The organism is Alcaligenes faecalis, from assembly GCF_041521385.1.
In the GTDB taxonomy this organism is placed as follows: domain Bacteria; phylum Pseudomonadota; class Gammaproteobacteria; order Burkholderiales; family Burkholderiaceae_B; genus Alcaligenes; species Alcaligenes faecalis_E.
In genome coordinates, this window is record NZ_CP168006.1 from 3,943,191 (window position 1) to 3,965,449 (window position 22,259).

Below are 22,259 nucleotides of genomic sequence, written 5' to 3' on the forward strand. Positions count from 1 at the left end.
CCCTCGCTTTTTACAGGTAGAACACTATGCAAAAGCTCAACAAATTGAAGAAAGTGGTCGCCAGCCATTCGGCCCGTGCCGCCTTGCTGTTCCTGATCCTGATGGCCGCCATGGCGATTTTTGCTCCCTTTCTGGGCACGCAAGATCCCACCCTGCTGGACCCCAGCGTGCGTCTGCAACCGCCTTCCGAGCAGTTCTGGCTGGGGACGGATGCACTGGGCCGGGACCTGTATTCCCGTGTGGTGTACGGGGCGCAAGTGTCCTTCATGGTGGGGTTCGGTGTCCTGGCCATCAGCGTGTTCTTTGGCGTGATTCTGGGTTCGCTGGCGGGTTATTTCCGCCGTCTGGACGCGGTCATCATGCGAGTGATGGATGGGGTGATGGCTATCCCTGGCATCTTGCTGGCCATTGCGCTGGTGTCGGTGTCCGGTGCCAGCCTGACCACGGTACTGATCGCCATTGCCATCCCGGAGATTCCTCGCATGACGCGGCTGGTACGGGGCGTAATCCTTAGCGTGCGTTCCGAGCCGTATGTGGAAGCGGCCATGACGGTGGGGACCTCGGCCTACGTGATCTTGTCGCGCCATATGTTCCCCAACACCTTCGCACCCTTGATTGTGCAGGGCACTTATGTGTTTGCCTCGGCGGTGCTGCTGGAAGCGATCTTGAGTTTCCTGGGGGCGGGCATCCCTCCCGAGATGGCCTCCTGGGGCAACATCATCGCCGAAGGTCGCCTGTACTTTCAGTTGATTCCCGGCATCGTGCTGTACCCCGGCATTGTGCTGTCCATCACCATTCTCAGTATCAACGTCCTGGGCGACGCTTTGCGCGATGCTCTGGATCCCAAGCTGGTCACACGGCTGTAAATGACGAGGGCAGGAGACATAACAATGAATACCTCTACGACCAAGCCCCACTGTGTTTTGTCGGTGAAGGACTTGTGCATTGAAACCAAAGCGGCTCAACCCCGCCTGTTGGTGAACAAGCTCTGCTTCGATGTGTATGCAGGCGAGACCTTGTGCATTGTGGGCGAGTCTGGCTCGGGCAAATCCTTGAGTTCCTTTGCCATCATGGGCTTGCTGCCACCCGATACCTTGCGTGTCAGCCAGGGCAGTATCGAGCTGATGGGCGAGAATCTGCTGACCATGAACAAGGAGCATTTGCTGTCCTTGCGCGCTTCGGCCATGTCCATGGTGTTTCAGGAGCCCATGACCGCCCTGAATCCGGTGCAGCGGGTGGGTGAACAGATCGACGAAGTGATCCGTATCCACGAAAAGAACAACTCCCGGCTGGAGCGTCGCCAACGTGTGATCAATATGCTGGAGCGCGTGCGTTTGCCGGAGCCGGAAAAGCTTTTCATGGCCTATCCGCATGAGCTGTCGGGCGGTCAGCGCCAGCGCATCATGATTGCCATGGCCTTGATCCTGCAGCCACGTTTGTTGATTGCGGATGAACCCACCACGGCACTGGATGTGACCACGCAAAAGCAGATTCTGAGTCTGATCAAGGAACTGCAAAGCGAATGCGGCACCTCGGTCATTTTTGTGACGCACGACTTTGGTGTGGTGGCGGATATTGCCGACCGGATTCTGGTGATGAAGCGTGGCGATAGTGTGGAGATGGGCACGTGTCAGCAGATTCTGTCCAATCCCAAAGCAGCCTATACCCGCTCCCTGATTGCTTCCGTTCCCAATGTGCATCCGCCTGCAAAAGAGGAAGTGCAAAACGAGGTCGTGCTGAGCGCCCGTGGTTTGGGCAAGGTCTATGGCTCGGACTGCTGGTTCTCCAAGGGGCGCAAGATGCACGCGCTCAGCGACATCAATCTGGATATACGTCGTGATGAAGTGCTGGGTGTCGTGGGGGAGTCCGGCTCGGGCAAATCCACTTTGGCGCGCTGCATTATTGGTCTGGTCGAAGCCAGCTCGGGGCAGATCACCTTGAACGGTGAAACCTTGCCCGCCGCCTGCAAGGACCGCCGCCTGGCGCAGCGGCGCAAAGTGCAGATTGTGTTTCAGGACCCGTATCGCTCGCTGAATCCTCGCGTGACGATTGGCCAGTCTTTGACAGAGGGTATGCACAACATCGGCGTTGATCCCAAAGTCGCTATCGAACGCGTGACCGAGGTCTTGTCCATTGTGGGCCTGGACGCGGATGTGCTGGAACGCTATCCGCATCAGTTCTCGGGCGGCCAACGGCAGCGACTTTGTCTGGCCCGCGCCATTGTGATGGAGCCGGATGTATTGATTGCGGACGAATCCGTGTCGGCGCTGGATGTGCTGGTGCAAGAGCAGGTGCTCAAGTTGCTGGTGGATATCAAGCGCAAAACTGGCGTTGCCATCCTGTTCATTACCCATGACTTGCGTGTTGCCGCGCAGATTTCTGACCGCATTGTGGTGATGCAAAAGGGCCGGATTGTGGAGGCCGGGGACCCAGGGCGTGTCATTAGTCAGCCTAGCCAGGCTTACACCCGTGAACTGGTGGAATCCGCACCCGGTGTGCATTGGGATTTTCAGAATTTTTGTGCTTATGCCTGATTAACACGGCTGTTGGGGCTGTGTTGATTGTGCAGAGCTAAATCCTGCTGCTGGAGTGCGGCAGGGCGTATCGAATCCCGCCCAGGGCGGATCTTAATGGTTGATGGAGTTCAAATCTCATGTCCAGGTTTGTCAATGTCGCAGCGGCTCAGTTGGGCCCTATCGCGCGCAGCGAAACTAAAAAACAAGTGGTTGACCGCTTGCTGGCCCATTTGCATCAGGCCAAAAAAATGGATGTTGATGTGGTGGTGTTTCCCGAGCTGGCACTGACCACGTTTTTCCCGCGCTGGTTCAGCGAGGATATTTCTGATTTTGATTGTTTTTATGAAACCCAGATGCCGGGGCCGGACACCCAGCCCCTGTTTGATGCTGCTGCCAAATTGCAGATCGGTTTCTACCTGGGCTATGCCGAGCTGGTCATTGAAAACGGCGTAAAGCGTCGCTTCAACGTATCCATTCTGGTCGATAAAACCGGCACGATTGTGGGCAAGTACCGCAAGGTGCATTTGCCCGGTCATGGCCAGGACGAGCCCTGGCGTGCTTTCCAGCATCTGGAGAAGTACTATTTCGAGCCCGGACACGAGTTCGGTGTGTGGTCGGCCTTCGGGGGCGTGATGGGCATGGCCTTGTGCAACGACCGCCGCTGGTCGGAAACCTATCGCGTCATGGGTTTGAAGGGCGTGGAAATGGTTATGCTGGGCTACAACACGCCGGTTCATAATCCGCCCGCACCCGAGCACGACGATCTGTCCATGTTCCATAACCATCTGGTGATGCAGGCCGGGGCCTATCAGAACGGCACCTGGGTGGTGGGTGTGGCCAAGGCGGGTAGCGAAGAGGGCATTGAGATGATTGGCGGCAGCGCCATCATTGCGCCGTCTGGCGAGATTGTTGCGGCTTGCTCGACCAAGGGGGACGAGCTGGCGATTGCCCGTTGCGATCTGGATCTGTGCCATTCCTACAAGAGTACGACCTTCAACTTTGAGCGTCATCGTCGGCCAGAAGCGTATGGCCTGATCAGCTCGCAACGTGGAGCGGTGGTGCCATGGGCGTGAACGAACATACAAAAATGGACCTGGCCTGGGATGCGGTCAGTCTGACGCAAGCCTTTGTGCGCATTCCCAGCTTGTCCGGGCAAGAGCAGGCCATGGCGGACTTTGTGCAGCAAGTCATGCGGGAGTTGGGTTTTGACCAGATCAGCGTGGACGGCAAGGGGTCGGTGCTGGGCTTTGTAGGCCCGGCCCAGGCTCCGCTGGCCTTGTTGTTCGATGCCCATATGGATGTGGTGCCTATCGCCGGAACCTGGACGGTTGAGCCTTTTGGGGCGCAGATCAAGGATGGCCGCATGTATGGGCGCGGCACCAGTGATATGAAGGCAGGCTTGGCCGCTGCTCTGTGTGGCGCGGCGGCAGCGGCTCGTAGCGGGGCCTTGAAACAGCGTATTGCCGTGTCTGCCAGTGTGATGGAGGAAGTGATCGAAGGCTATGCCTTGTCTCATGCTCTGGAACAATGCACGCCGGGTGCCGTGGTGATTTGTGAGCCCTCGCGTTTGCGCATCATGGTTGGGCAGAAAGGGCGGCAGGAGATTCTGTTGCGTCTGCAAGGCCGTCCAGCCCATGCGGCCTTGCCGCATCTGGGGATGAATCCCATTCAGGCGGCAGCCAAGGCGATTTCTGCGTTGCAGACGCTGGATTTGCCCAAGGATGCCCAAGTGGGCCAAGCCTTGCTGGTGCCAACCGACATTATTTCTGACCCGCACCCGTCCATTTCCTTGATTCCTTCTTCTGTCACCGTCCGTTTTGATCGACGCACGCTGGTCGGTGAAAGCAGCGAATCGGTGTTGAAACAAATGGAGCAATGCTTGCAAGCCGCAGGCGTGGAGGGCTTTTCGCTGGAGCTGGTGGACAGTCAGGTACAAACGTATACAGGTCAGCAGGCCAGCCCGGAGCGGGACTTGCCCGCCTGGCGGCTGGATGAGTCCGCACCCTTGGCCCAAGCCATGGTGCAAGCGGTTCAGCAAGCCGGGCGTGTGGTGGAAATGGATACCTGGTGGTTTTGCACCAATGGGTCCGAATCTGCCGGGCGACGTGGCATTCCCACTATCGGCTTGGGACCGGGCGAGGAAGCACAGGCACATACGGCGGATGAGTCGGTAGCGATCGACGATGTTTTGGGGGCCAAGGACATTTACGAACAGCTTTGCCTTCAACTGGCGGGACAAGCGTAAGAGCAAACGGAGACAAGTGATGCGTATTGCAGTAGCGGGTTTTCAGCACGAGACCAATACCTTTGGCCCGGCCATGGCAACGATGGCGGACTTTGAGCATGGGGGCGGCTGGCCGGGAATGTGCCGGGCCGAGGCGATTGAACCTGCCTTGCGTGGTGCCAACATCCCGGCAGCCGGGTTTATGGCTGCCGCTGCACCAGCCGGGGTCGAGTGCGTCCCGCTACTGTGGGCTGCCGCCAGTCCTTCCGCTCCAGTTGAAGCCATGACTTATGAGGCGATCGTGGCGGAGATTCTGTACCGCCTGGAGCAAGTTCTGCCCGTGGATGCGGTGTATCTGGATTTACATGGCGCCATGGTGGCCGAGCATCGCGATGATGGGGAAGGGCATTTGCTGGTTCTGGTGCGCGAGATGGTGGGACCGGATGTGCCAGTGGTCGCCAGTCTGGATTTGCACGCCAACGTCAGCGACACCATGCTGGCGCAGGCCGACATGCTGGTGGCTTACAAAACCTACCCGCATGTGGATATGGGGCAAACGGGTGAGCGTACTTTTCAGGCGCTGATGCGCTGTCTGCAAAGCGGTCGTCGCCCTGAATTGGCCTGGCATCGATTGCCTTTCCTGATCCCGGCGATCTGGCAAAGCACCGAGATGGAACCGGCGGCCAGCCTGTACCGTCACTTGTCATCGCTGGAAGAAAGAGAAGGCGAGGGGAGCGTGTCGTTCGCCATGGGCTTTCCTGCCGCGGACGTGCCGGAATGCGGAGCGGTTTTGTGGGCCTACGCCCAGACCCAGCAAGAAGCCGATAGCCGTTTGGCAGACTTTCTGGACGAGGTGCTTGATAAAGCCCAAGCCTTCCAAGGCAAGCTTTACGAACCGGACGAAGCCGTGCAATGGGCGCTGAGTCACCCCGGCAAAGGCCCGGTGATCATTGCCGATGCTCATGACAATCCCGGTGGCGGGGCCAGCTCCGATACCTGTGGGCTCTTGCGCGCCTTGCTGAAAGCCAAGGTATCGGATGCCGCTTTAGGCTTGATCGTGGACCCGGAAAGCGCCGCTCTGGTGCACCAGGCAGGGGCTGGTAAAACCATCGGGCTGTCCTTAGGCGGTAAGTCCGGTGTTCCCGGTGATATGCCCTTGCAGGCACGCTTTTATATCGAGTCCGTATCTGATGGCCAGTTCCGCGCCACTGGCCCGTACTACGCAGGCTGCGCCATGAACCTGGGCCCCAGCGCCTGTTTGCGCATAGAGGGCGTGCGTATCGTTCTGGCCTCCTACAAGTCGCAGATGGCGGATCAAAGCATGTTCCGTTTTGTCGGGATAGAGCCGGAACAGATGAAGATACTGGTCCTGAAAAGCGCCGTGCACTTCAGAGCGGACTTTGGCAGTATCAGCGACCGCATTATTGTCGGAGCAGCACCGGGAGGAGTTTCCATGCGCACAACAGACTTGCCGTGGGAGCGTTTACCGGCAGAGCGCCTGCTGTATCCCGGTGGCCCCAGCCTGTCCCAATGGCGAATCATGCAATCAGAAGGGCGGGCCTGTTCACAATAGCTTTGCATTTTTTACCCAAGTAGGTATACTCCTGCCTTCACGGTTTTGATGCAGATTAGCTCGGTAAAACGAGCTTTGAAAATCAGACCGCCTGTTCAGACAAGTGTGGATTTCGATCGGCACCGAGACTAACTATCAATAATCTCAAATCGAAAGAAAAAATCTAAAAAACACTTGCAAGAAAGGAAGAACAGGGTTATAGTTTAATTCTTTCGGGGCGTAGCGCAGCCTGGTAGCGCACTTGCATGGGGTGCAAGGGGTCGAAGGTTCAAATCCTTCCGTTCCGACCAAATTTTAAAAGGCCTACAGCATTTTTGCTGTAGGCCTTTTTTCATTGCTGTGAGCTGCCTGCCGTACCTTGATCTGTTCCCGCCGTGCTTTGTACCGGCGGGTTCCGGTATCCCCACTATCAGTTATATCCAGGAGGTTGTGTTTCGACGATGGCCTTCACACCCATGTAAATGGCCTGGTTCGGGTTCCGGGTACAGTAGTTATGCATCCACTCGGCAATTTGCGCAGGAGTCAGGCGGATCTGGCCATTGTCTGGTCGATGAAGGTTGGTCGCAGAAATAAAACCTTGGACCCAGGACATATAGGCCAGACTCATTGTGGCAAAAACCTCTCCATCCGAGGGATCCTTCCACATGGAATCGTGCCCTCGCATGTCCAAGGCCTCGACCATGCTGCTGCATTTGTAATGGGCTCCTAAGCCGTGTCCGATTCCCTGTGCATTTGCCGCCGTTAGGCCAGTTAAAAGATAAACGGTCAATACGGTTTTCTTCATTTTGCTTTCTCCCATGCAAAGCAATTTTGTATTGAAATTAAAGTTCTTTGTTTTTATTGTGTGACCATGCGCGCGTTAACAAGCTGGGTTCAGACGGATCTTGAACTTGGTTTGCATAAGTCTTGTGTACTGTGCATATTGCTATTCAAGCGCACCACATTTTCTTTGGGCTAGGAAACGGGTTTGGCTGTGTATGGCGAAATATACCAACGCTATTGGTTCTCGCAACTAGCGTAGTTACTTATAGAATTTGTAGCGGTTGAGTACGCTGTGTTTGAACTCATGACAAAAGCTGGTTGCAAACAAAAAACCCGTATTACGGGCTTTTTGTTTTATCAAGTTCCAAGGGTTCGATTACCACCCCCAGCAAGTTCCCGCCGCAGGCTTGCCGCAATTGCGGTAGTTCACCGCAAACCACAGTTTTCCTGCGCCACGCGGACTGCCATCGGATTTAACGTCATCGCGTGGCAGTTCTTCCAGAGTGTCGCGTGCTGTTTTAGTGTCGGAGTCACTGGCAGCGTCAGTTTCCAGGACGATACGGCCTAAGGCTGCCGCATCACGGTCTTCAAAGACCAGATCCGTGTCTTTTAGAGCCGCCATTTTCAGGGCTGCATCGCGCACGGCAGCGGCGTAGCTGTCATCCGAACCACCAGGCTTCAAGGCCTTGTTCAACGTGCTGACGGCCAGAATCTGGGCCGGTGTGGCGGGTGGAGCCATCAGGTAGTCGTCCAGTTTGGTCAAGTGGCCCTCTGAAGCTTGGCGGCGCAGCCAGTCGCCCCATAGAAACTCCGCGTATTCAGGCAGGTTGCCGTTGTTATAGGCAACGTCGCGGGTGAAGTACACCAGGGAGCGATAGCGGTCTTCCTGCATGCCACCGGCTTCTTTTGCACTGACCAGACCAACACGGGTAGGCAGTTGTTCGACAGTAATAGCTTGGTTGTCACCATCACGCAGCCAGACCAGTTTTTCCTTGCTCATGCGCTCCCAGAAGGCAGACGCCTCGCGGATATCGCTGTAGTTGGCGCTGACTTTGACCCAGACGGGCAGTTTGGGGCCGCCGTCCGGGATCTCGCGCAGGGAGGAAAAGGTGTGGTGGCCATCGGTCAGATAGAGATTGCCGTCCCAGCCTACGACCACGGTTTTCAGGTTTTCTGTTTGCGAGCCCAACGGGTCTTTGCACAGATACGTGGTGGGCTGGTCCAGGCGGGCAGCTTGAGCTTCGGCGATGGTCAGAAATTTCTGGGCACGCTCGGTACCGCCCATATCCTCGCAGTAGTCGTCAAACTTCTTGCCGATGGTGCGATTCAGGTAGTCCAGTTGCTGTTTGGGGTCCTTAGCCCAGGTAGGCCGATCCAGATCGCCTTGCCAGCGACCCAGCTTGTAATAAACCTGATCGTAGCCAATGGCCGCTTGGGTGGGATGCAGTTCTTCGATGCGGACCTTGATGACATCGCCTGCCTTGCTGTCCAGATAGGCGGTGTTGCGAGGGGGTTCCGGCTCTTCAGTGACGGGCGGCGTCACGACGGGGGCTTCGGGCGAGTGCTTGCCGCCTGTGCTGGAGCCGCTGTCGCAGGCTGCCAAGGCCAAGGGCAGCAGGGTGATACCCAAGACATGCAAAAGCTGTTGTCGTGCGGGGACAAGAGAGTGCAAAGAAGCGAGGTTCATGGTCCGTTGGGGATTGTGTTGGAAGATCCTAGATCATGAGGGATGGGTGTTGCCGGAACATTGCATTCAGAAACATTCATCGCTTGTGCCGGATAGCTGCCTGCTTGTCACGGCCGGGGCGAAATTGTGACCAGTTCGCTTAGTTCCCTCTCAGGCGGACTGCATCCCGTAAACTGTCCGCGCTTGAATTAAATTGATAAATCACTTCCAGACTGTGGGAGCTGATTTTAAAAGGTCATTAATGTCGCTCTACAAAAAAGCCTGGCTGTTTACCCTGTTCAATATCTTGCTCCTGGTCGCCTTGTATGTTGGGCTGCCGGTGTTCGACCGTGTGTTGGGGACATTGGGGTTTTGGGTGTTTGGCTTTTACATTCTGGGTCAGGGCCTGGTAGCCATGACGGTTTTTACTTGCCCGACCTGTGGCTTGTCGCCGTTCATGGGTAGCCAGAGCCTGTTCACCAGCTATTCGCCGTTTCCGCGCAAGAAGTGTGGTCAGTGTGGGCATGACCACACTCAGACTGAGTAGGGCAAGCTGCAATCCGGCGGTCCGGCGCGGTGATCGCTTGTTGACTCAGTCATTGCGCAGCGGGTTTTCCTTCCGGGATTAGTCCGGGTGATGGTTGTGATCCACCACCATATTGTCTCCAAAGGTGGAGAATTTGGCGGTGACCTCGGCAGGCAGTTTGGCTTCAGCCTCGCTGGTGTTTTTGACCAGGCGTTCTGCCGCTTCAGTGCTCATGCCGGCCATGGTCAGGGTCTCGACGTCGTTCAAGCCATCGCCGCCGCACATATGAACATTCCATTCTCCATGACGACTCTTTAAGAGCGCACGGCCACCACGCGTCAGTTGTGTCCAGCCGGCCAGGGCGTAATCACCTTCGATCACGATAGGCTCCACCACGAGAGGCGCCTCGGGGCTGTCCCAAATTGCCTTCATGGCGTGAGAGATGCGATCAGCCTCTGAAGGTGCCGCGCGAGCCACGCCGGTGATCATGGCGAGCAAGATGAGCAAAGCTACAGCGAGGAAAAGACCATGGCGTGCCACCTTGAAGGTCTGGTGATGTTGTGAAGTTGTTTTCATGAAAACTCCTGGTTTCTCAAGCTAATAAAGGACAGGGTGGGGCTTTCGCCCCGAGCAGAGTGCTCATATGACTGCTTGGTAGCCTGGGGGCCGTGATCCGACATGCAAGGATCAACAGCTGTGATGTGACGTGCATGGCAAACCCCTTGAAAAGATGCAACAAAAACGGGATCAATACTGGATCTGCACACCGGCAAAGACCGATCGCCCTGTACCTGGCTCGAACAAGGGTGAGGAGGCGGTGGCGTAGTCCGTAATGCTGGCACTGGCGATGTATCGACGATCCGTCAGGTTGCGGCCGTCTATATAGAAGGAGTAGGGGCCGCGCTCCCAGCCAGCTCGCAAGCCCAGCAGGGCATAGGAACTGGTTTTGGTGGTGTTGGCGTTGTCTACGTAATAGGCTTGGGGCACCCATTCCAGATTGGGGCCAATGTGAAAGCCTGAAGGGTGTTTGTAGATAATCTCTGCGCGCAGATAGTGCTTGGGCACTCCGGGCATTTGATTGTTGTGCCAGTCCTGATCGTTGTCGAACTTGAAGTTGCTGTAGCTGTAGGCGCCTTTGATGTCCAGGCTGTCACTTTGCAGACCTTGCACTAACAAACCACGTGCGGCGGTCCATTGCACACCCAGCTCTATGCCCTGGTGAGTGGTGCGATCTGCGTTGACGGTCTTGTCGCAGATGTTCCAGGGCGCGCTGATGCATTGCAGCTCATTTTTGACGCGCGCATGGTACAGCGAGACATCCCAGGCCATGTCTCCGCTTTCTCCTCGGGTGCCAATTTCAAAGGTGGTGGCGCGTTGAGCTTGCAGGCGATCCAGATCATTGCTGGTCGAGAACGTCATGTCGTCAAACGTAGGCGGCTCGGCGCTGCGGGAAATATTGCCGTAGATTTGCCACTGCGAACCCGCATCCCACAACAGCCCTAGTTTGGGATTGAAGAAGTGGTAGCTCTTGTCCCCGGAGCGGGTGGTGGGCAGGCCGCCGTTGTACAGATCCTGGCGTTTGCGTTGAGCATGCAAGTATTGCAGGCCGGTGATCAGGGACAAGTCCGAGCCTAGACTCCAGGCGTTTTCGGCATAGGCGCTCAGGTTGTTGGACCTGTCTTTGCTGGCAGATAGTTTTTCCAGTCGGTTACCTCCCACGTTTACCGAGTTTTTGGCATCAATCTTGCCGGCCGACCAGGTCAGGCCCAGCGTGAGGCGATTGTCTCTACCCACAAGCGGGCTGGTGTTGACCAACCTGCCGTAGGCGCCGTAGCTGCTCGTGTCCCTATCAACAAATTGATAAATAGGGTGTCGCAACGAACTTTGTTCAAACCAGCCACCCAGCTCGTACTGCGTCTCTCCCATGATCAGCACTGTGCGGTTGGCAATGCGGCCGCCGTCCAGGTTGAGCTGCCAGTCGTGCTCCTTGTTTTCCTTGGCGGCTTGCCGTGGATTGTTCAGAGCCTGATCGCGGCTGACCGAGCCGGGAATATCCTGGTGAATCTGATAGCCGCTCAGGTAAAAACGGGTTTCTGCCCGGTCTGACAAACGCCAGCCCAGGTTTGCATTTGCACGCAGGGAGTGCCCCGCACTTTGTTCTCTATAACCATCTTGAGTTTGCCAGGAGCCGGAAACTACACCATCTAGTTTTTCGCCCGCAAAGCCGCTGCTCAGTTGCACGCGTCGCCAGCCAAAACTACCGGCATCCAGACGTCCTTGAAAGGCGTCGGCATCATGGCCGGTAGGGGTGACGAAGTTGATGGCTCCGCCCAAGGTGGCGGCTCCGTATTGCAAGGCATTGGCACCTTTATAGACCTCGGTATAGCGGTAGGCCGTAGGGTCGATACGATGAAAATTGCTGCTGCCGTCCGGGTCGTTCAGTGGAATGCCATCCTGGTACAGGCTGATGCCGCGCAGATGGTAATAACGTGACAGGCCGGAACCACGGATGGACAGGCGCGCATCATCCCCCCATTTTGGCTGTGCAAACACCCCCGGTGTGTAGTCCAGCATGTCTTTGACGGTGGCGGCTTTGGTATCACGCCAGGCGCTCTCGGGCACCAGAGCGACGCCGCCCGCGGTGTGTTCAATATTTTTTTGAGCAGTTTGCAGGTTCGGGACAGTCAAACTTTTGCCACGTTCTGGAGTGATGACGACGGGGGCCAGCGTTGGCGTCTGTGCATGAGCAAGGCTGGCCCAGGCGCTGGAGAACAGCAAGGCCAGAGTCAGGACGCTAAGTCGTGTACGTAATGATCCTTGGGCCAATGGGGCAGAGGACAGAAAGGGGGCGGCCTGCACGGCGCATGCCTGTGCAGAAACAGAAAAGATGGACATAAAAAAACCTTGAATGACTTCGCTGAAAAGCGACTGCACAGACGACAGTCGACGACGAGAGATCAAACAAGGTGGGCAGGGGGAGCGCGTGACCCTAGCGGTGGCCCCAAGGCGGGCAGGGGCGGCAAGCTTTGATTACGGTGTACCAAGAGCAAAGGCTGGTGAACCGCCGGAGCATCCAGGCTTGCCATATCGGCGCTGGGTAAGGCCACCTGGGACAGAACCAGTGCGTAAGGGCACTTCTGTATATCCGCATGCTCATTGGATTGCGGCGGGTCGGCCTGTCCTGTCAGGCTCATCCAGATCGTGCTGGGCGTTCCACCGGGGGCACACAGCGTGACGGAAAAGAAGCCGTCCTGCTCGCCCGAGCTATCCGGCATGTATCCCGCCGGGACCAGCGAACGGCACAGAAATGACAGGATCGCCAGGCAAAAAAGAAATTGCCAGGCTACGCCATTCTTTGCGAGAGAGCAGTGCCGTTGGATAGACATGGCGAAATTGTATTCCAACTGCTTCTCATTTGGATTTGATTTACCTGATGCCCAGAATCCGTCATTCGTGATGGGTCACGATTTTGCCAAAACGATTGTGCTGCTACCGTGATAAACAAGGTGGCCAATCGTTTGTTTTGAAAGCGAAATAATCCGCAAGAGAGTCTCAAGCAGAGTGAATGAGACAGCCCAGCGTGTCCGCCTAGTAAAAACCCGCTTGGATGTTTTTCCGGGAAAGGCCTACTATTAGCCTTCAATTATCGGATATGAGAATTTTATGGTGTATGACTACCTCATTGTGGGTGCCGGGATGGCCGGCGTGTCCTTGGCCTACCGTTTACCGGAAAGCGCCCATGTGCTGGTGCTGGAAAGAGAGTCCCATGCTGCCTATCACTCCACGGGGCGTTCGGCCGCCATGTTTGTGGAAACCTATGGGACGGCGACGATTCGCGCGCTGACCGTAGCCAGTAATGAGTTTTTCAGCCACCCGCCAGAAGGGTTCACCGATCAGCCCATTTTGCTGCCTCGCGGCGTGCTGTATATCGGCACTGGCGAGCAACGGGATTTGCTGGACAGCCAGTATCAGGATTGGCACGAGCAGGGTCTGGATGTCAGCCGTCTGAATGCAGAGCAGGCATTGGAAATGGTGCCAAGCTTAGCGCCAGAACAACTGGCCGGTGCCTTGTATGACGGCCAGGGGCAGGACATGGATGTCCATGCCTTGCATCAGGGGTTCTTGAAAGGGGCGCAAGCAAAAGGCGTGAAGCTGCGTCTGGATACAGAGGTCCTGTCGGCGCAATGGGATGGCGAGTGCTGGGACGTTCAGCTCAGCTCTGAGCCCGGTACTGTGCGCACGCGTGTTCTGGTCAATGCCGCTGGCGCCTGGGCCGATACCTTGGCCAAGCGTTGTGGCCTTAACGCGTTGGGGATTCAACCCAAGCGCCGTTCAGCGTTTCTGTTCTCGCCACCCGAAGGGGTGGATCACCGTGATTGGCCGGCTGTGATCGATATTGGCGAAGAGTTTTACTTCAAGCCCGATGCAGGCATGTTGCTGGGTTCACCGGCCAATGCTGACGATGTGGATGCGCATGATGTCGTTGCCGAGGAGCTGGATGTGGCAACGGGTATTTACCGCATTGAAGAGCGCACTCAGCTTCGTATCCGTCGCCCTAGCCACACGTGGGCGGGGTTGCGCAGCTTTGCCCCGGATGGGGAGTTGGTCATTGGTCATGATGCACAATGCCCCGGCTTTTTCTGGCTGGCTGGTCAAGGCGGTTATGGGATTCAAACTGCGGCCGGTGCTTCCTTGCTGGCGGCCAGTTTGTTGCAACAGCAGGACTTGCCCGAGCCCTTGAAGGCTTTGGGGATTAATCCGGCGGTGGTGTCACCGGCTCGTTTTAGAACATAACAACAGCAGCACTTTGATCTCCCGGAGGAGAAAGCATGTCGAATATAAGAAATATCCTGGGTATTGCGATGGCCTTTGTCGGTGTGGTGGTGGGGGCTGGCTTTGCATCAGGACAGGAGGTGTTGCAGTTTTTCAGCAGCTTCGGGTATTGGGGACTGCTCGGCGGGGTGGTCAGTGGTCTGTGCTTCACGATACTGGGTATGGCGGTGGGGGAGCTTAGCCAGGTTTCGGTATCGCATTCATTTAAAGAAGGTTTGTACCTGATTTGTGGGCCACGCCTGGGTGTGGTGGTCGACATCATGATTACCTTCTTCATGTATGCCATCGCGGTCGTGATGTTTGCTGGCGGCGGCTCGCTGATGGAGCAACAGTGGGGCGTACCGGCGCAATACGGCAGTATCGCTGTCATGCTGATTACGGTGCTGATTGTGTTCTTGCGCGTGGACAGGGTGATGGCCTTTATTGGCAGCGTCACCCCCTTCCTGGTGCTGATGATGATTTTCCTGTGTGTCTATAGCTGGAATACCCGGGATTTACCATTGGAGGAACTGAATGTCATCGCGCATACCAAGCCCCAGGGGGCAGGGCATTGGCTGGTCGGTGCGTTGCTGTATGTGTCCTACAACATGGTGGTGGGGGCTCCATTCCTGATGATCGCCGGGGCGCAAGCCACATCGCGTCGCAATGCGCTGTTGGGCGGGTTGGTCGGTGGTTTGCTGCTGGGTTTTCTGATTGTGCTGATCAGTTCCGGTGTGTTTGGCCGTATTGATACCATTGGCTCGGCGGCCTTGCCCATGCTGATGCTGGCGACCGAACAATCCAAGCTGCTGGGTACCGTTATGTCCGTGGTGGTTTTCGCCATGATTCTGACGACCTCGGTGGGGGTTCTTTACTCTTTCTCGGCCCGAATTTTCACGCCCAATACCCGTAAATTCAATATCGGTACGGCGGTTGCCGGGGTGCTGGGACTGGTGGGTGCCAAGATCGGCTTCATTAATTTGGTGGGGACGGTGTATCCGTTTTTTGGTTACCTGGGCTTTGTCTTGATGGCCTGGATTCTGATTGCCTGGTTCCGTTTGCGCCGCTTACAATCCAAAAATGCGACGTAATGAATTGCTCAGCAAGGAACAGGTGGGAGTTCGCCTGCGCCAAGCCCGACATAATCAAAAACAGACACTCAAGCAGGTGTCTGAAAAAACCGGCTTGGCGCTTTCTACCATTTCCAAAGCGGAACTGGGGCAGGTCACCTTAAGCTATGAGAAATTCGTTGTCTTGGCCCGCGCCCTGAATATCGAGGTGGGCTCCTTGTTCGCCGTACCGGATGCGCAAACTACGCAGTCCTTGCCCACGAGGAAAGTGGGCATTTCCAGCCACAAGTCCACTGCCGTCCCTGGCTATGCCACCCGTAATTACGAATATGGCTTGTTGTTTGGCGAACTGAGCGGCAAGCACATGACCCCCATTCTGGCCGTCATTGACTCACGGGATGCCAGTGAGTTTGACGACTATATCCGTCATGCTGGGCAAGAGTTTGTGATTGTGCTGTCTGGCGCTGTTGCCATTCAATTTGAAACTGGCGAAACCTTGTTTCTGGACACGCATGAGTCGGCGTATTTTGATAGCGGCATTGGACATATTTACGTGTCGACCAGCGAGGACGATGCCAAGGTTGTTGCCGTCTGTACCAGCGATTTGCCCCCGGGCCTGGTTTAGGCTGGGGGCGAGACTGATACGTCGTTAAAAACAGACGGTGCAACGTTGTCTGGCTTGGCCGACACGGGGGGTGTGCCGTTGGTCTTTAAAGGGGCCACACAACGTGCGGTGGCATTTTGAAAATACACCGTCCCTACGGGGCGACCTTTCAGACGAGCCAGTTCGGGTTTGGCTTGGATAGCCGTTTCGGACAAGGGAAAGACGATGCCACGTGTGGGGATGGTGTTGCGTGAGTGGGTTCCTTCATTGCTGCCGCCTTTGAAAATTCGCACATGCACCGGGTCGCGATTGGGGTCGGAGATAACCCATTCGTGCAAACCGTTGGCCATGTCCTGTATGCCTAAGGGGTTGGGTGGGAATGCGCCCGTCTTGTGTTTGTTCGCGCCACTGTCTGGTTCAGGCAGATTCCGACCCGCTTGCCATTGGCCGTTGTCGGTAGCCCAAGGAATCGCCTGGCCGCGGCCGCGGGCCGCATATTCCCATTCGGCCTCGGTGGGTAAACGCATGTCCAGACCACTGTTTTTTCCCAACCAGGTGCAAAAGGCCTCGGCTTCGTCGTAAGGCATATTGGCGGCCTGGTCACCATCGCCTTTTACGGCTTGCCAACGGGCAGGGCGCTGGGTTTGTTTCAGGAAGCGGTCATATAAGGTGTTTGTAGCTTCTGTTTTCATGATGGAAAACGCGCTGACCTCTACCGGGTACGGGTCCAGAGCACCCTGATCGGCTTGTGCGACCCATTGCACGGACTGCTCGCCGTCGGGAGCACGCATGGACACCTGGAAATTGCCGGCCATAAATGAGCCGCCTTCTACCTGGATCAATTCAGGGCCGGGTTCAGGGCGCGTAGGCAAGGACTTTAGTACCAGTAACAGCAAAATGCTGGCAATGATGAGAGTGACGCTGATCCGGACGGGGGTATGACGCAATCTGGGTTCCTTGCTCTCGACGACTCGCGACGCGAAAGCTTTATTGATTAATGTCGCTTATACGGCCCCGTATTATTCCATGTCTGCTGATAAGACGGGTTGTCTGTGCGCAGAGTGTAATGATTTATTGGAATAGAGGGGGGATGGAGAGGCTTAATCAGCGTATCGGGGCGATTTTTCAGGAACAACGCTCAAAGGAATGCGGATGGGCTGGCCTTCCTGGATCACAAAGGCCCAGCGGCTTGAATCGAACAAGGCTGGACTGATTTCAAATACCGCGACATCCGAGGCGCTGACCAATGGATTGATCTTGTCTGACCCAACCGTATCCAGATCGTGAGCGTAGCGATAGTCCTGCGTAGCTCGTTGATTGGGGGCTATTTTTTGTCCCGAAGGATCTAGCAGAAACAGGCGTGGTCGGTGAATTTGCGGGTTCAGAGGACGTGGGCTCGTGTTGGTATAGCGGTAGTGCAAGACGATAAACAGATTGTCCTGTCGCGCTGGCGTGGCCAGATTCCCGGCGTCCAACTGAGTCTGGCTGTGCCATTGATCCAGGTAGGTGTGCAGGCGGACACCCTGATAGTCGGGCGTGAACAAGACGGTCCCGTAGTTCAGAACGGGCGCGGCAGGAGGGATAGAGGGGATGCTGCGCGGGGATCCTGCTTGCTGTTGAGTAGACAGAACCCGATCGTTTTGACTGTAGGCAGTGGCAGAGCACAAGGCTAAAGCGGTACATAGCCAAAAACGGGGCAGGGTGAGAGTCATGGGCTTAAACAGTGCCGCTTCAATGAGTGTGGATGGGGGCGAGGGGATGCGATAGTGGCAGGCAAAAATAAACGGCTCATGAGCCGTTTTTCTTCACTACTTTTTTCAGATCGTCCAACTCTTTGCGCAGGGCGACAACTTCGTCACTGAGCAAACCAATGACGGCCATTTGACTCTGATACATCTCGACCAAGGGGTGGTAACTGATACCCCGGCTGGTCAGTTCTCGACAAAGCGCGCTAAGACCGGTTCCAGCGCGCTTGGTTAAGGTAGCCATCTTCCTGTGATCCATAAGCCTGCATCCTGATCAGTAGTTGCTTGATGTTTACATCCATTAACCATACCAAAAATCGATGAGAATAGTCGTTTTTCTTAAAACTTCTTGTATATCTGTGGTTTAGCGAAGGGCTTAGCCGACCTGGAAGTTGCCTTCCGGGTAGCGAATACGGCTGCGCTTGCGCGTGGCCAAGGAGTAAATCAGGGTCAGGGGGCCGAGTCGGCCTGCAAACATCAGCACCATGATCAGGATCTGGCTGGGCATGGAAAGCTTGTGTGTGATGCCGTGACTCATGCCAGTGGTGCTTAAGGCCGAGGCGGCTTCAAACAGAAGGCTGGTAATCGGCATGTCTTCAAACAAGGTCAGCAGCAAAACACTGATGAAGTACAGGGCGCCGGTAATCAGAAACAGGGCCAGCGCCTTCTGGACGGTTTCAGGCCCAACGCTGCGGCCCATCAGGACTACTTCTTCACGTTGGCGGATATACGAGCGCACGGCAGCCATTAAGACAATCAGCGTTCCGATCTTGATACCGCTGGCGGTGCTCAGTGAACCTCCACCAATAAGCATCAGCACGATCAGCATCAGTTGAGTACTGTCGCGCAGGCTGGCAATATCCATGGTGGTAAAGCCGGCGGTACGTGTGGCGGCATTTTGCATCCAGGCGGCCAGCGCCTGGTCGCCCACCCCAAGCATGCCCAAGGTCTTGGGGTTATTGAATTCCAGTGCCCAGAGGCTAAAAAAACCGATCAGGTTCAGAATCAGCGTGCCGAGCAAGATCAGTTTGGTATAAGGCAGCAGGGTTTGCCAGCGTTTTTTTTGCCCGACGTCGGCCAGAACGGTAAAGCCAATCCCGCCCAGGATAATCAGACCCGACATGGTCATGACTGAAATAATATCTCCTGAAATAGGGATCAGGGAGTTGTGGAACAAGGAAAAGCCGGCGTTATTGAAGGCCGTGACGGCATGGAACAGGGCGCGATACAAAGCCGTGGTCCAAGGCAGATCAATGGTCCACCGCAGAAACAAAATGGCAGCGGCGACCAGTTCGATCAAGACGGCAATTTTGAATACTTGCAAAGCCGTACTGCGAATACGAGACACACTGGTTTGATTAAAGGCCTCCAAGGCCAGCGCCTGCTGGCTGACACTGATGCGTTTGTGCATGGTGATGGCGGCAATGACGGCAAAGGTCACAAAACCCATGCCGCCAACTTGCACCAGCAGCGCCAGCACAATCTGCCCAAAGTGCGTTAAGTCTGTGGCAGGGTCAATAACCGCCAAACCCGTGACGGTGACGGCTGAGGTCGCCATGAACAAAGCCTGGAAAACGCCCAGACGGTGTTCGGCCGCTTGCGGCAGGCTAAGCAAAATAGCGCCCAGGATAATCAGGGCCATAAAGCCCAGGGCCAGGACCAGCGGCGGGCTGGCGCTGAGAGTGCGGGTCTGAGGATTGATCTCGAGACGGCGAGTCAGACTATTGGGTAGCCAGTTGCGCATACATCAAACCAGTTTGGGGGCGGCAGTGCGAAGTGCTTGCAGTTGTCCAAGCAAGATCAGCAGGTCTTTGGCATGCAGGGCAAAATCAGCATCGGGCTGAGTCGTGGTTTGACCACGCCGTTTGACCAGCAAAACCTGTACATCGTCCATTTGCTCGCGCAGCACTTCTTTGATGGTCTGCCCATTCATATTCTCGCTGGCGGTGACTTCCACAATGTAATCGCCGTTGCCCAGGGTGATGTAGTCGTTGACCATCGGGTAGCTGAGCATTTGGGCAACCCGTATGCCCATTTCTTCTTCGGGGTGAATAATGCGGTTGACCCCGATTTTGGCCAGAATCAAGTGCTGGGCGTGAGAAGTGGCCTTGGCCCAGATCGTGGGCACCCCAAAACTTTTCAGGTGAACCACACAAACCAGACAGGCTTCAATATCGGCCCCAATTGCAACCAGAACTACGTCATAATTGTCCAGCCCCAGCTCTTCCAGAGCCTGGCGGTCAGTGACATCGGCAATGACGGCACGGCTTAACTGGTCTGCATATTTGTTGACCAATTTTGGGTTTGTGTCCACTCCCAGTACGGAGTGTCCCGTTTTCATGAGCTCCAGGGCGCAGGCCGAACCGAAGCGGCCTAATCCGATGACGGCGAACTGTGCCATAGCTTATTTGATCCGTTTGATGCTTGAAACAATTTCAAGGCAAATTAAGCGTTGATGGTATAAAGACATATCTGGTAAAAACCCTTATCGGGTATTCCCTTGGGCGCGTGTCGTTTAAGCCCCAGCGGAAACATCAATAGTGGACAGTGTAAAACAATGGTTAGTTTGTTTGATCCAATAAAATTGGGTGATATTGAACTCCTGAACCGCATCATCATGGCGCCCATGACACGCGCGCGCGCTTCGGAGGGTCGTATGCCCAATGATTTGATGCGTATGTACTATTGTCAGCGAGCCAGTGCGGGGCTGATTGTAGCCGAAGCAACCTCGGTATCGCCGCAGGGTGTGGGCTATGCTCACACGCCGGGTATCTGGAGTCGTGCTCAGGTCGATGCATGGCGCACGATTACCGAGGCCGTACATGCCAAGGGTGGTCGTATTGTTCTGCAATTATGGCATGTGGGGCGTGTGTCTGATCCGGAGTTTCTGAATGGTCAAATACCGGTTGCACCCAGCGCGATCGCCTGCGACGGTATGGTCAGCCATTTAAGTCCCGAGCGTCCTTTTGCCGTGCCGCGTGCTTTGCGTAGCGAGGAAATTGCTGACATTGTGGATGATTTTTCCGTTGCCGCTCAAAACGCGTTAAGTGCCGGTTTTGATGGGGTGGAGATACATGGCGCCAATGGCTACCTGATCGATCAGTTTCTGCACGATGGCTCTAACACCCGCACGGACGCGTACGGTGGTTCGATTGAAAACCGGGCGCGTTTCCTGTTGGAAATTGTGGATGCCTGTGTGGCCATTTGGGGGGCGGGTCGAGTGGGTGTGCATTTGTCTCCGCGGGGAGGCTTGCATGGCATGAAGGATTCCGATCCCGCCCGTCTGTTCTCTTATGTGGCCTGTGAACTGGATCGACGTGATATTGCCTTCTTGTTTCTGCGTGAAAGCCCGGCCTCGGACAGTTTGTTGCCCATGATCAAGTGTCAGTTTGGTGGTGCGATTATCGCCAATGAACATTTTGATTTGCCCACGGCACAGACTACTTTATCCAAAGGCATGGCAGATGCCGTGTCGTTCGGTAAAGCTTTTTTGTCCAATCCGGACTTGCCCTTGCGTTTGCAGTTGCGTGCTCCTTTGAATGCTTGGGATCAACGCTCTTTCTATACCCAGGGACCGAAAGGCTATACGGATTATCCGTTCTTGAAATCCAGTCCTAAATGGGATCAGCCCGTCGATGAGGATTTGCAGACGCATTAAGTCTGCCTGCGATGACGTCACTGGAAATAACAAAGCCCGTATCAAGCGGGCTTTGTTTTAGACCGGTAGCAGCTTGGAGCAGCGTGTCGTCTTTTCCTGGGATAGCTTGGTTTGCTGATGGCTGATCAGCTTGCGTCGAAGTTGTCTTGACGCGGCATTCTTGCCAAAACACATTGGACCATCGCGTTTAGCTACCTCTTACCACCCGAAAAGTGGCAGCCGCTTTTACTAGCAAACGTTCCTTCTCGTCGTACCCCCCACCTTCGCAGTAGGCTGTATCGCCTTCCAGATACAGGCACTGGGCTTTGAACCAAACATCACCACGGGCCGGGAGCAGGAACTGGGAGTTCATGTCTATGGTGGCCATGCCCGAGCCAGGGCGTTGTGCCCGTGCGGCGGCGCTAAGGGTGAAGTCCAGAATCGCCATCAAAGTGCCCCCGTGCACATCGGCACGGGAGTTGGCATTACACGCTTGCCAGGGCAGGAAGGTGATGACTTCCTGCTCGGTGCTGCTGACCGTTTGCAGGCCCAGGTGCTGCATCAGGGGGATATGAGTGCCGAAAAAATCCTGTTTGGGCTGCGCCCGTTCGGCCTGCCAATGCTTCATGGGTTCAGTTTTTGCTTCACTTGAGCGGAAACCTGGGACATATCAGCACGGCCGGCCAGCTTGGCTTTTACCAGACCCATGACCTTGCCCATCAGGGCAGGGCCTTGAGCGCCTTCAGCCTGGGCCTGGGTAATCGCGTCGCTAATGGCAGCGTCAATTTCAGTGCTGTCAGCTTGCTGAGGCAGGTATTGCTGCAGAATCAGCAATTCGGATTTTTCTTTTTCGGCGCTTTCGGTACGGCCTGCCGACTCGAACGCCTGAATGGACTCGCGGCGCTGCTTGACTTGCTTTTCAATAATGCTGGTTACGTCGGTATCGCCCAGCTCGGTACGTTCGTCCACTTCGCGTTGTTTGATCGCAGCTTGCAGAAAACGCAAGGTCTCCAGGCGTCCGCTATCGCGAGCGCGCATCGCCGTTTTGATATCTTCAGCTAAACGGGTTTTGAGTGTTTGACTCATGGTGGTTCCTGGTTGAACGGGCAAAGCCATAGTTTAAC

The 22,259-nt window shown here is 55.7% G+C and carries 22 protein-coding genes and 1 tRNA gene; 11 read left to right on the forward strand and 12 right to left on the reverse strand.

Annotation, left to right across the window (positions count from 1 at the left end):
* Nucleotides 1–26 precede the first annotated feature (26 nt).
* The 6 genes from ACDI13_RS17225 (at nucleotide 27) to ACDI13_RS17250 (ending at nucleotide 6,603) form a co-directional block, all read left to right on the forward strand.
* A complete protein-coding gene (locus tag ACDI13_RS17225; protein WP_316990063.1) occupies nucleotides 27–866 on the forward strand; it encodes an ABC transporter permease in 840 nt (279 codons plus the stop codon).
* Between the two features lie 24 nt (nucleotides 867–890).
* The gene (locus tag ACDI13_RS17230; protein WP_316990064.1) at nucleotides 891–2,534 is read left to right on the forward strand and encodes an ABC transporter ATP-binding protein; all 1,644 of its coding nucleotides are present in this window, start codon (nucleotides 891–893) and stop codon (nucleotides 2,532–2,534) included.
* Between the two features lie 119 nt (nucleotides 2,535–2,653).
* Entirely contained in the window at nucleotides 2,654–3,589 is a 936-nt protein-coding gene (locus ACDI13_RS17235; protein ID WP_094196614.1) for an N-carbamoyl-D-amino-acid hydrolase, read from the forward strand.
* On the forward strand, nucleotides 3,580–4,761 hold the full coding sequence (locus ACDI13_RS17240; RefSeq protein ID WP_316990065.1) for a YgeY family selenium metabolism-linked hydrolase: 1,182 nt from the start codon (nucleotides 3,580–3,582) through the stop codon (nucleotides 4,759–4,761). Before ACDI13_RS17235 ends, ACDI13_RS17240 begins: the two co-directional genes overlap by 10 nt.
* Nucleotides 4,762–4,780: 19 nt before the next feature.
* Nucleotides 4,781–6,313, forward strand: coding sequence for a M81 family metallopeptidase (locus ACDI13_RS17245; protein WP_316990066.1), 1,533 nt, complete (start codon nucleotides 4,781–4,783; stop codon nucleotides 6,311–6,313).
* A 213-nt stretch (nucleotides 6,314–6,526) separates the two neighbouring features.
* A tRNA-Pro gene (locus tag ACDI13_RS17250) sits at nucleotides 6,527–6,603 on the forward strand.
* 119 nt (nucleotides 6,604–6,722) lie between these two features.
* On the opposite strand, the gene ACDI13_RS17255 is transcribed toward ACDI13_RS17250, so the two are convergent.
* Both ACDI13_RS17255 and ACDI13_RS17260 read right to left on the reverse strand, forming a co-directional pair.
* Nucleotides 6,723–7,097, reverse strand: a complete 375-nt coding sequence (locus ACDI13_RS17255; RefSeq protein ID WP_316990067.1) for a hypothetical protein — start codon at nucleotides 7,095–7,097, stop codon at nucleotides 6,723–6,725.
* Between the two features lie 354 nt (nucleotides 7,098–7,451).
* Complete coding sequence (locus ACDI13_RS17260) at nucleotides 7,452–8,762, reverse strand: ParB/Srx family N-terminal domain-containing protein (protein ID WP_316990068.1); 1,311 nt, start codon at nucleotides 8,760–8,762, stop codon at nucleotides 7,452–7,454.
* Between the two features lie 241 nt (nucleotides 8,763–9,003).
* Here ACDI13_RS17260 and ACDI13_RS17265 point away from each other — a divergent pair, with 241 nt between their 5' ends.
* Nucleotides 9,004–9,288 carry a hypothetical protein gene (locus tag ACDI13_RS17265; protein WP_316990069.1) on the forward strand — a complete coding sequence of 95 codons (285 nt, stop codon included), beginning with the start codon at nucleotides 9,004–9,006 and terminating at the stop codon, nucleotides 9,286–9,288.
* Between the two features lie 78 nt (nucleotides 9,289–9,366).
* Here the strand turns inward: ACDI13_RS17265 and ACDI13_RS17270 are convergent, their stop codons facing one another.
* The 3 genes from ACDI13_RS17270 to ACDI13_RS17280 form a co-directional block, all read right to left on the reverse strand.
* Nucleotides 9,367–9,843, reverse strand: coding sequence for a copper uptake system-associated protein (locus ACDI13_RS17270; RefSeq protein ID WP_316990070.1), 477 nt, complete (start codon nucleotides 9,841–9,843; stop codon nucleotides 9,367–9,369).
* Between the two features lie 171 nt (nucleotides 9,844–10,014).
* Nucleotides 10,015–12,162, reverse strand: coding sequence for a TonB-dependent receptor (locus tag ACDI13_RS17275; protein ID WP_316990071.1), 2,148 nt, complete (start codon nucleotides 12,160–12,162; stop codon nucleotides 10,015–10,017).
* A 62-nt stretch (nucleotides 12,163–12,224) separates the two neighbouring features.
* Nucleotides 12,225–12,542, reverse strand: coding sequence for a DUF2946 family protein (locus ACDI13_RS17280; protein ID WP_316990072.1), 318 nt, complete (start codon nucleotides 12,540–12,542; stop codon nucleotides 12,225–12,227).
* A gap of 388 nt (nucleotides 12,543–12,930) precedes the next feature.
* Here ACDI13_RS17280 and ACDI13_RS17285 point away from each other — a divergent pair, with 388 nt between their 5' ends.
* Genes ACDI13_RS17285 through ACDI13_RS17295 form a run of 3 tightly spaced genes read left to right on the forward strand, consistent with a single transcriptional unit; the run spans nucleotide 12,931 to nucleotide 15,774 of the window.
* Entirely contained in the window at nucleotides 12,931–14,061 is a 1,131-nt protein-coding gene (locus ACDI13_RS17285) for an FAD-dependent oxidoreductase (protein WP_316990073.1), read from the forward strand.
* 35 nt (nucleotides 14,062–14,096) lie between these two features.
* Nucleotides 14,097–15,170: a hypothetical protein gene (locus ACDI13_RS17290; protein ID WP_316990074.1), complete on the forward strand. Its 1,074-nt coding sequence runs from the start codon at nucleotides 14,097–14,099 to the stop codon at nucleotides 15,168–15,170.
* A complete protein-coding gene (locus tag ACDI13_RS17295; protein ID WP_316990075.1) occupies nucleotides 15,160–15,774 on the forward strand; it encodes an XRE family transcriptional regulator in 615 nt (204 codons plus the stop codon). Before ACDI13_RS17290 ends, ACDI13_RS17295 begins: the two co-directional genes overlap by 11 nt.
* On the opposite strand, the gene ACDI13_RS17300 is transcribed toward ACDI13_RS17295, so the two are convergent.
* From ACDI13_RS17300 to ACDI13_RS17320, 5 genes are all read right to left on the reverse strand, one after another.
* Nucleotides 15,771–16,700, reverse strand: coding sequence for an SUMF1/EgtB/PvdO family nonheme iron enzyme (locus tag ACDI13_RS17300; protein ID WP_316990076.1), 930 nt, complete (start codon nucleotides 16,698–16,700; stop codon nucleotides 15,771–15,773). The genes ACDI13_RS17295 and ACDI13_RS17300 overlap by 4 nt on opposite strands.
* 153 nt (nucleotides 16,701–16,853) lie before the next feature.
* A complete protein-coding gene (locus ACDI13_RS17305) occupies nucleotides 16,854–17,465 on the reverse strand; it encodes a hypothetical protein (protein WP_316990077.1) in 612 nt (203 codons plus the stop codon).
* A gap of 76 nt (nucleotides 17,466–17,541) precedes the next feature.
* On the reverse strand, nucleotides 17,542–17,742 hold the full coding sequence (locus ACDI13_RS17310; protein ID WP_223254031.1) for a hypothetical protein: 201 nt from the start codon (nucleotides 17,740–17,742) through the stop codon (nucleotides 17,542–17,544).
* 132 nt (nucleotides 17,743–17,874) lie between these two features.
* Complete coding sequence (locus ACDI13_RS17315; RefSeq protein WP_316990078.1) at nucleotides 17,875–19,242, reverse strand: potassium transporter TrkG; 1,368 nt, start codon at nucleotides 19,240–19,242, stop codon at nucleotides 17,875–17,877.
* A 3-nt stretch (nucleotides 19,243–19,245) separates the two neighbouring features.
* Nucleotides 19,246–19,899 carry a TrkA family potassium uptake protein gene (locus tag ACDI13_RS17320; RefSeq protein ID WP_316990079.1) on the reverse strand — a complete coding sequence of 218 codons (654 nt, stop codon included), beginning with the start codon at nucleotides 19,897–19,899 and terminating at the stop codon, nucleotides 19,246–19,248.
* Nucleotides 19,900–20,055: 156 nt separating this feature from the next.
* Between ACDI13_RS17320 and ACDI13_RS17325 the strand changes: the two genes are divergently transcribed.
* The gene (locus ACDI13_RS17325) at nucleotides 20,056–21,156 is read left to right on the forward strand and encodes an alkene reductase (protein ID WP_316990080.1); all 1,101 of its coding nucleotides are present in this window, start codon (nucleotides 20,056–20,058) and stop codon (nucleotides 21,154–21,156) included.
* Between the two features lie 187 nt (nucleotides 21,157–21,343).
* Here the strand turns inward: ACDI13_RS17325 and ACDI13_RS17330 are convergent, their stop codons facing one another.
* Both ACDI13_RS17330 and ACDI13_RS17335 read right to left on the reverse strand, forming a co-directional pair.
* Complete coding sequence (locus ACDI13_RS17330) at nucleotides 21,344–21,763, reverse strand: PaaI family thioesterase (protein WP_094196633.1); 420 nt, start codon at nucleotides 21,761–21,763, stop codon at nucleotides 21,344–21,346.
* On the reverse strand, nucleotides 21,760–22,221 hold the full coding sequence (locus ACDI13_RS17335) for a GatB/YqeY domain-containing protein (protein WP_316990081.1): 462 nt from the start codon (nucleotides 22,219–22,221) through the stop codon (nucleotides 21,760–21,762). Before ACDI13_RS17335 ends, ACDI13_RS17330 begins: the two co-directional genes overlap by 4 nt.
* Between the last annotated feature and the right edge of the window lie 38 nt (nucleotides 22,222–22,259).

Excerpts from the sequence above, each read along its gene's own strand:
- ACDI13_RS17225 (WP_316990063.1), top strand. The coding sequence starts at position 27 with ATGCAAAAGCTCAACAAATTGAAGAAAGTGGTCGCCAGCCATTCGGCC.
- ACDI13_RS17230 (WP_316990064.1), top strand. The coding sequence starts at position 891 with ATGAATACCTCTACGACCAAGCCCCACTGTGTTTTGTCGGTGAAGGAC.
- ACDI13_RS17235 (WP_094196614.1), top strand. The coding sequence starts at position 2,654 with ATGTCCAGGTTTGTCAATGTCGCAGCGGCTCAGTTGGGCCCTATCGCG.
- ACDI13_RS17240 (WP_316990065.1), top strand. The coding sequence starts at position 3,580 with ATGGGCGTGAACGAACATACAAAAATGGACCTGGCCTGGGATGCGGTC.
- ACDI13_RS17245 (WP_316990066.1), top strand. The coding sequence starts at position 4,781 with ATGCGTATTGCAGTAGCGGGTTTTCAGCACGAGACCAATACCTTTGGC.
- ACDI13_RS17255 (WP_316990067.1), bottom strand. The coding sequence starts at position 7,097 with ATGAAGAAAACCGTATTGACCGTTTATCTTTTAACTGGCCTAACGGCG.
- ACDI13_RS17260 (WP_316990068.1), bottom strand. The coding sequence starts at position 8,762 with ATGAACCTCGCTTCTTTGCACTCTCTTGTCCCCGCACGACAACAGCTT.
- ACDI13_RS17265 (WP_316990069.1), top strand. The coding sequence starts at position 9,004 with ATGTCGCTCTACAAAAAAGCCTGGCTGTTTACCCTGTTCAATATCTTG.
- ACDI13_RS17270 (WP_316990070.1), bottom strand. The coding sequence starts at position 9,843 with ATGAAAACAACTTCACAACATCACCAGACCTTCAAGGTGGCACGCCAT.
- ACDI13_RS17275 (WP_316990071.1), bottom strand. The coding sequence starts at position 12,162 with ATGTCCATCTTTTCTGTTTCTGCACAGGCATGCGCCGTGCAGGCCGCC.
- ACDI13_RS17280 (WP_316990072.1), bottom strand. The coding sequence starts at position 12,542 with ATGCCGGATAGCTCGGGCGAGCAGGACGGCTTCTTTTCCGTCACGCTG.
- ACDI13_RS17285 (WP_316990073.1), top strand. The coding sequence starts at position 12,931 with ATGGTGTATGACTACCTCATTGTGGGTGCCGGGATGGCCGGCGTGTCC.
- ACDI13_RS17290 (WP_316990074.1), top strand. The coding sequence starts at position 14,097 with ATGTCGAATATAAGAAATATCCTGGGTATTGCGATGGCCTTTGTCGGT.
- ACDI13_RS17295 (WP_316990075.1), top strand. The coding sequence starts at position 15,160 with ATGCGACGTAATGAATTGCTCAGCAAGGAACAGGTGGGAGTTCGCCTG.
- ACDI13_RS17305 (WP_316990077.1), bottom strand. The coding sequence starts at position 17,465 with ATGACTCTCACCCTGCCCCGTTTTTGGCTATGTACCGCTTTAGCCTTG.
- ACDI13_RS17310 (WP_223254031.1), bottom strand. The coding sequence starts at position 17,742 with ATGGCTACCTTAACCAAGCGCGCTGGAACCGGTCTTAGCGCGCTTTGT.
- ACDI13_RS17315 (WP_316990078.1), bottom strand. The coding sequence starts at position 19,242 with ATGCGCAACTGGCTACCCAATAGTCTGACTCGCCGTCTCGAGATCAAT.
- ACDI13_RS17320 (WP_316990079.1), bottom strand. The coding sequence starts at position 19,899 with ATGGCACAGTTCGCCGTCATCGGATTAGGCCGCTTCGGTTCGGCCTGC.
- ACDI13_RS17325 (WP_316990080.1), top strand. The coding sequence starts at position 20,056 with ATGGTTAGTTTGTTTGATCCAATAAAATTGGGTGATATTGAACTCCTG.
- ACDI13_RS17330 (WP_094196633.1), bottom strand. The coding sequence starts at position 21,763 with ATGAAGCATTGGCAGGCCGAACGGGCGCAGCCCAAACAGGATTTTTTC.
- ACDI13_RS17335 (WP_316990081.1), bottom strand. The coding sequence starts at position 22,221 with ATGAGTCAAACACTCAAAACCCGTTTAGCTGAAGATATCAAAACGGCG.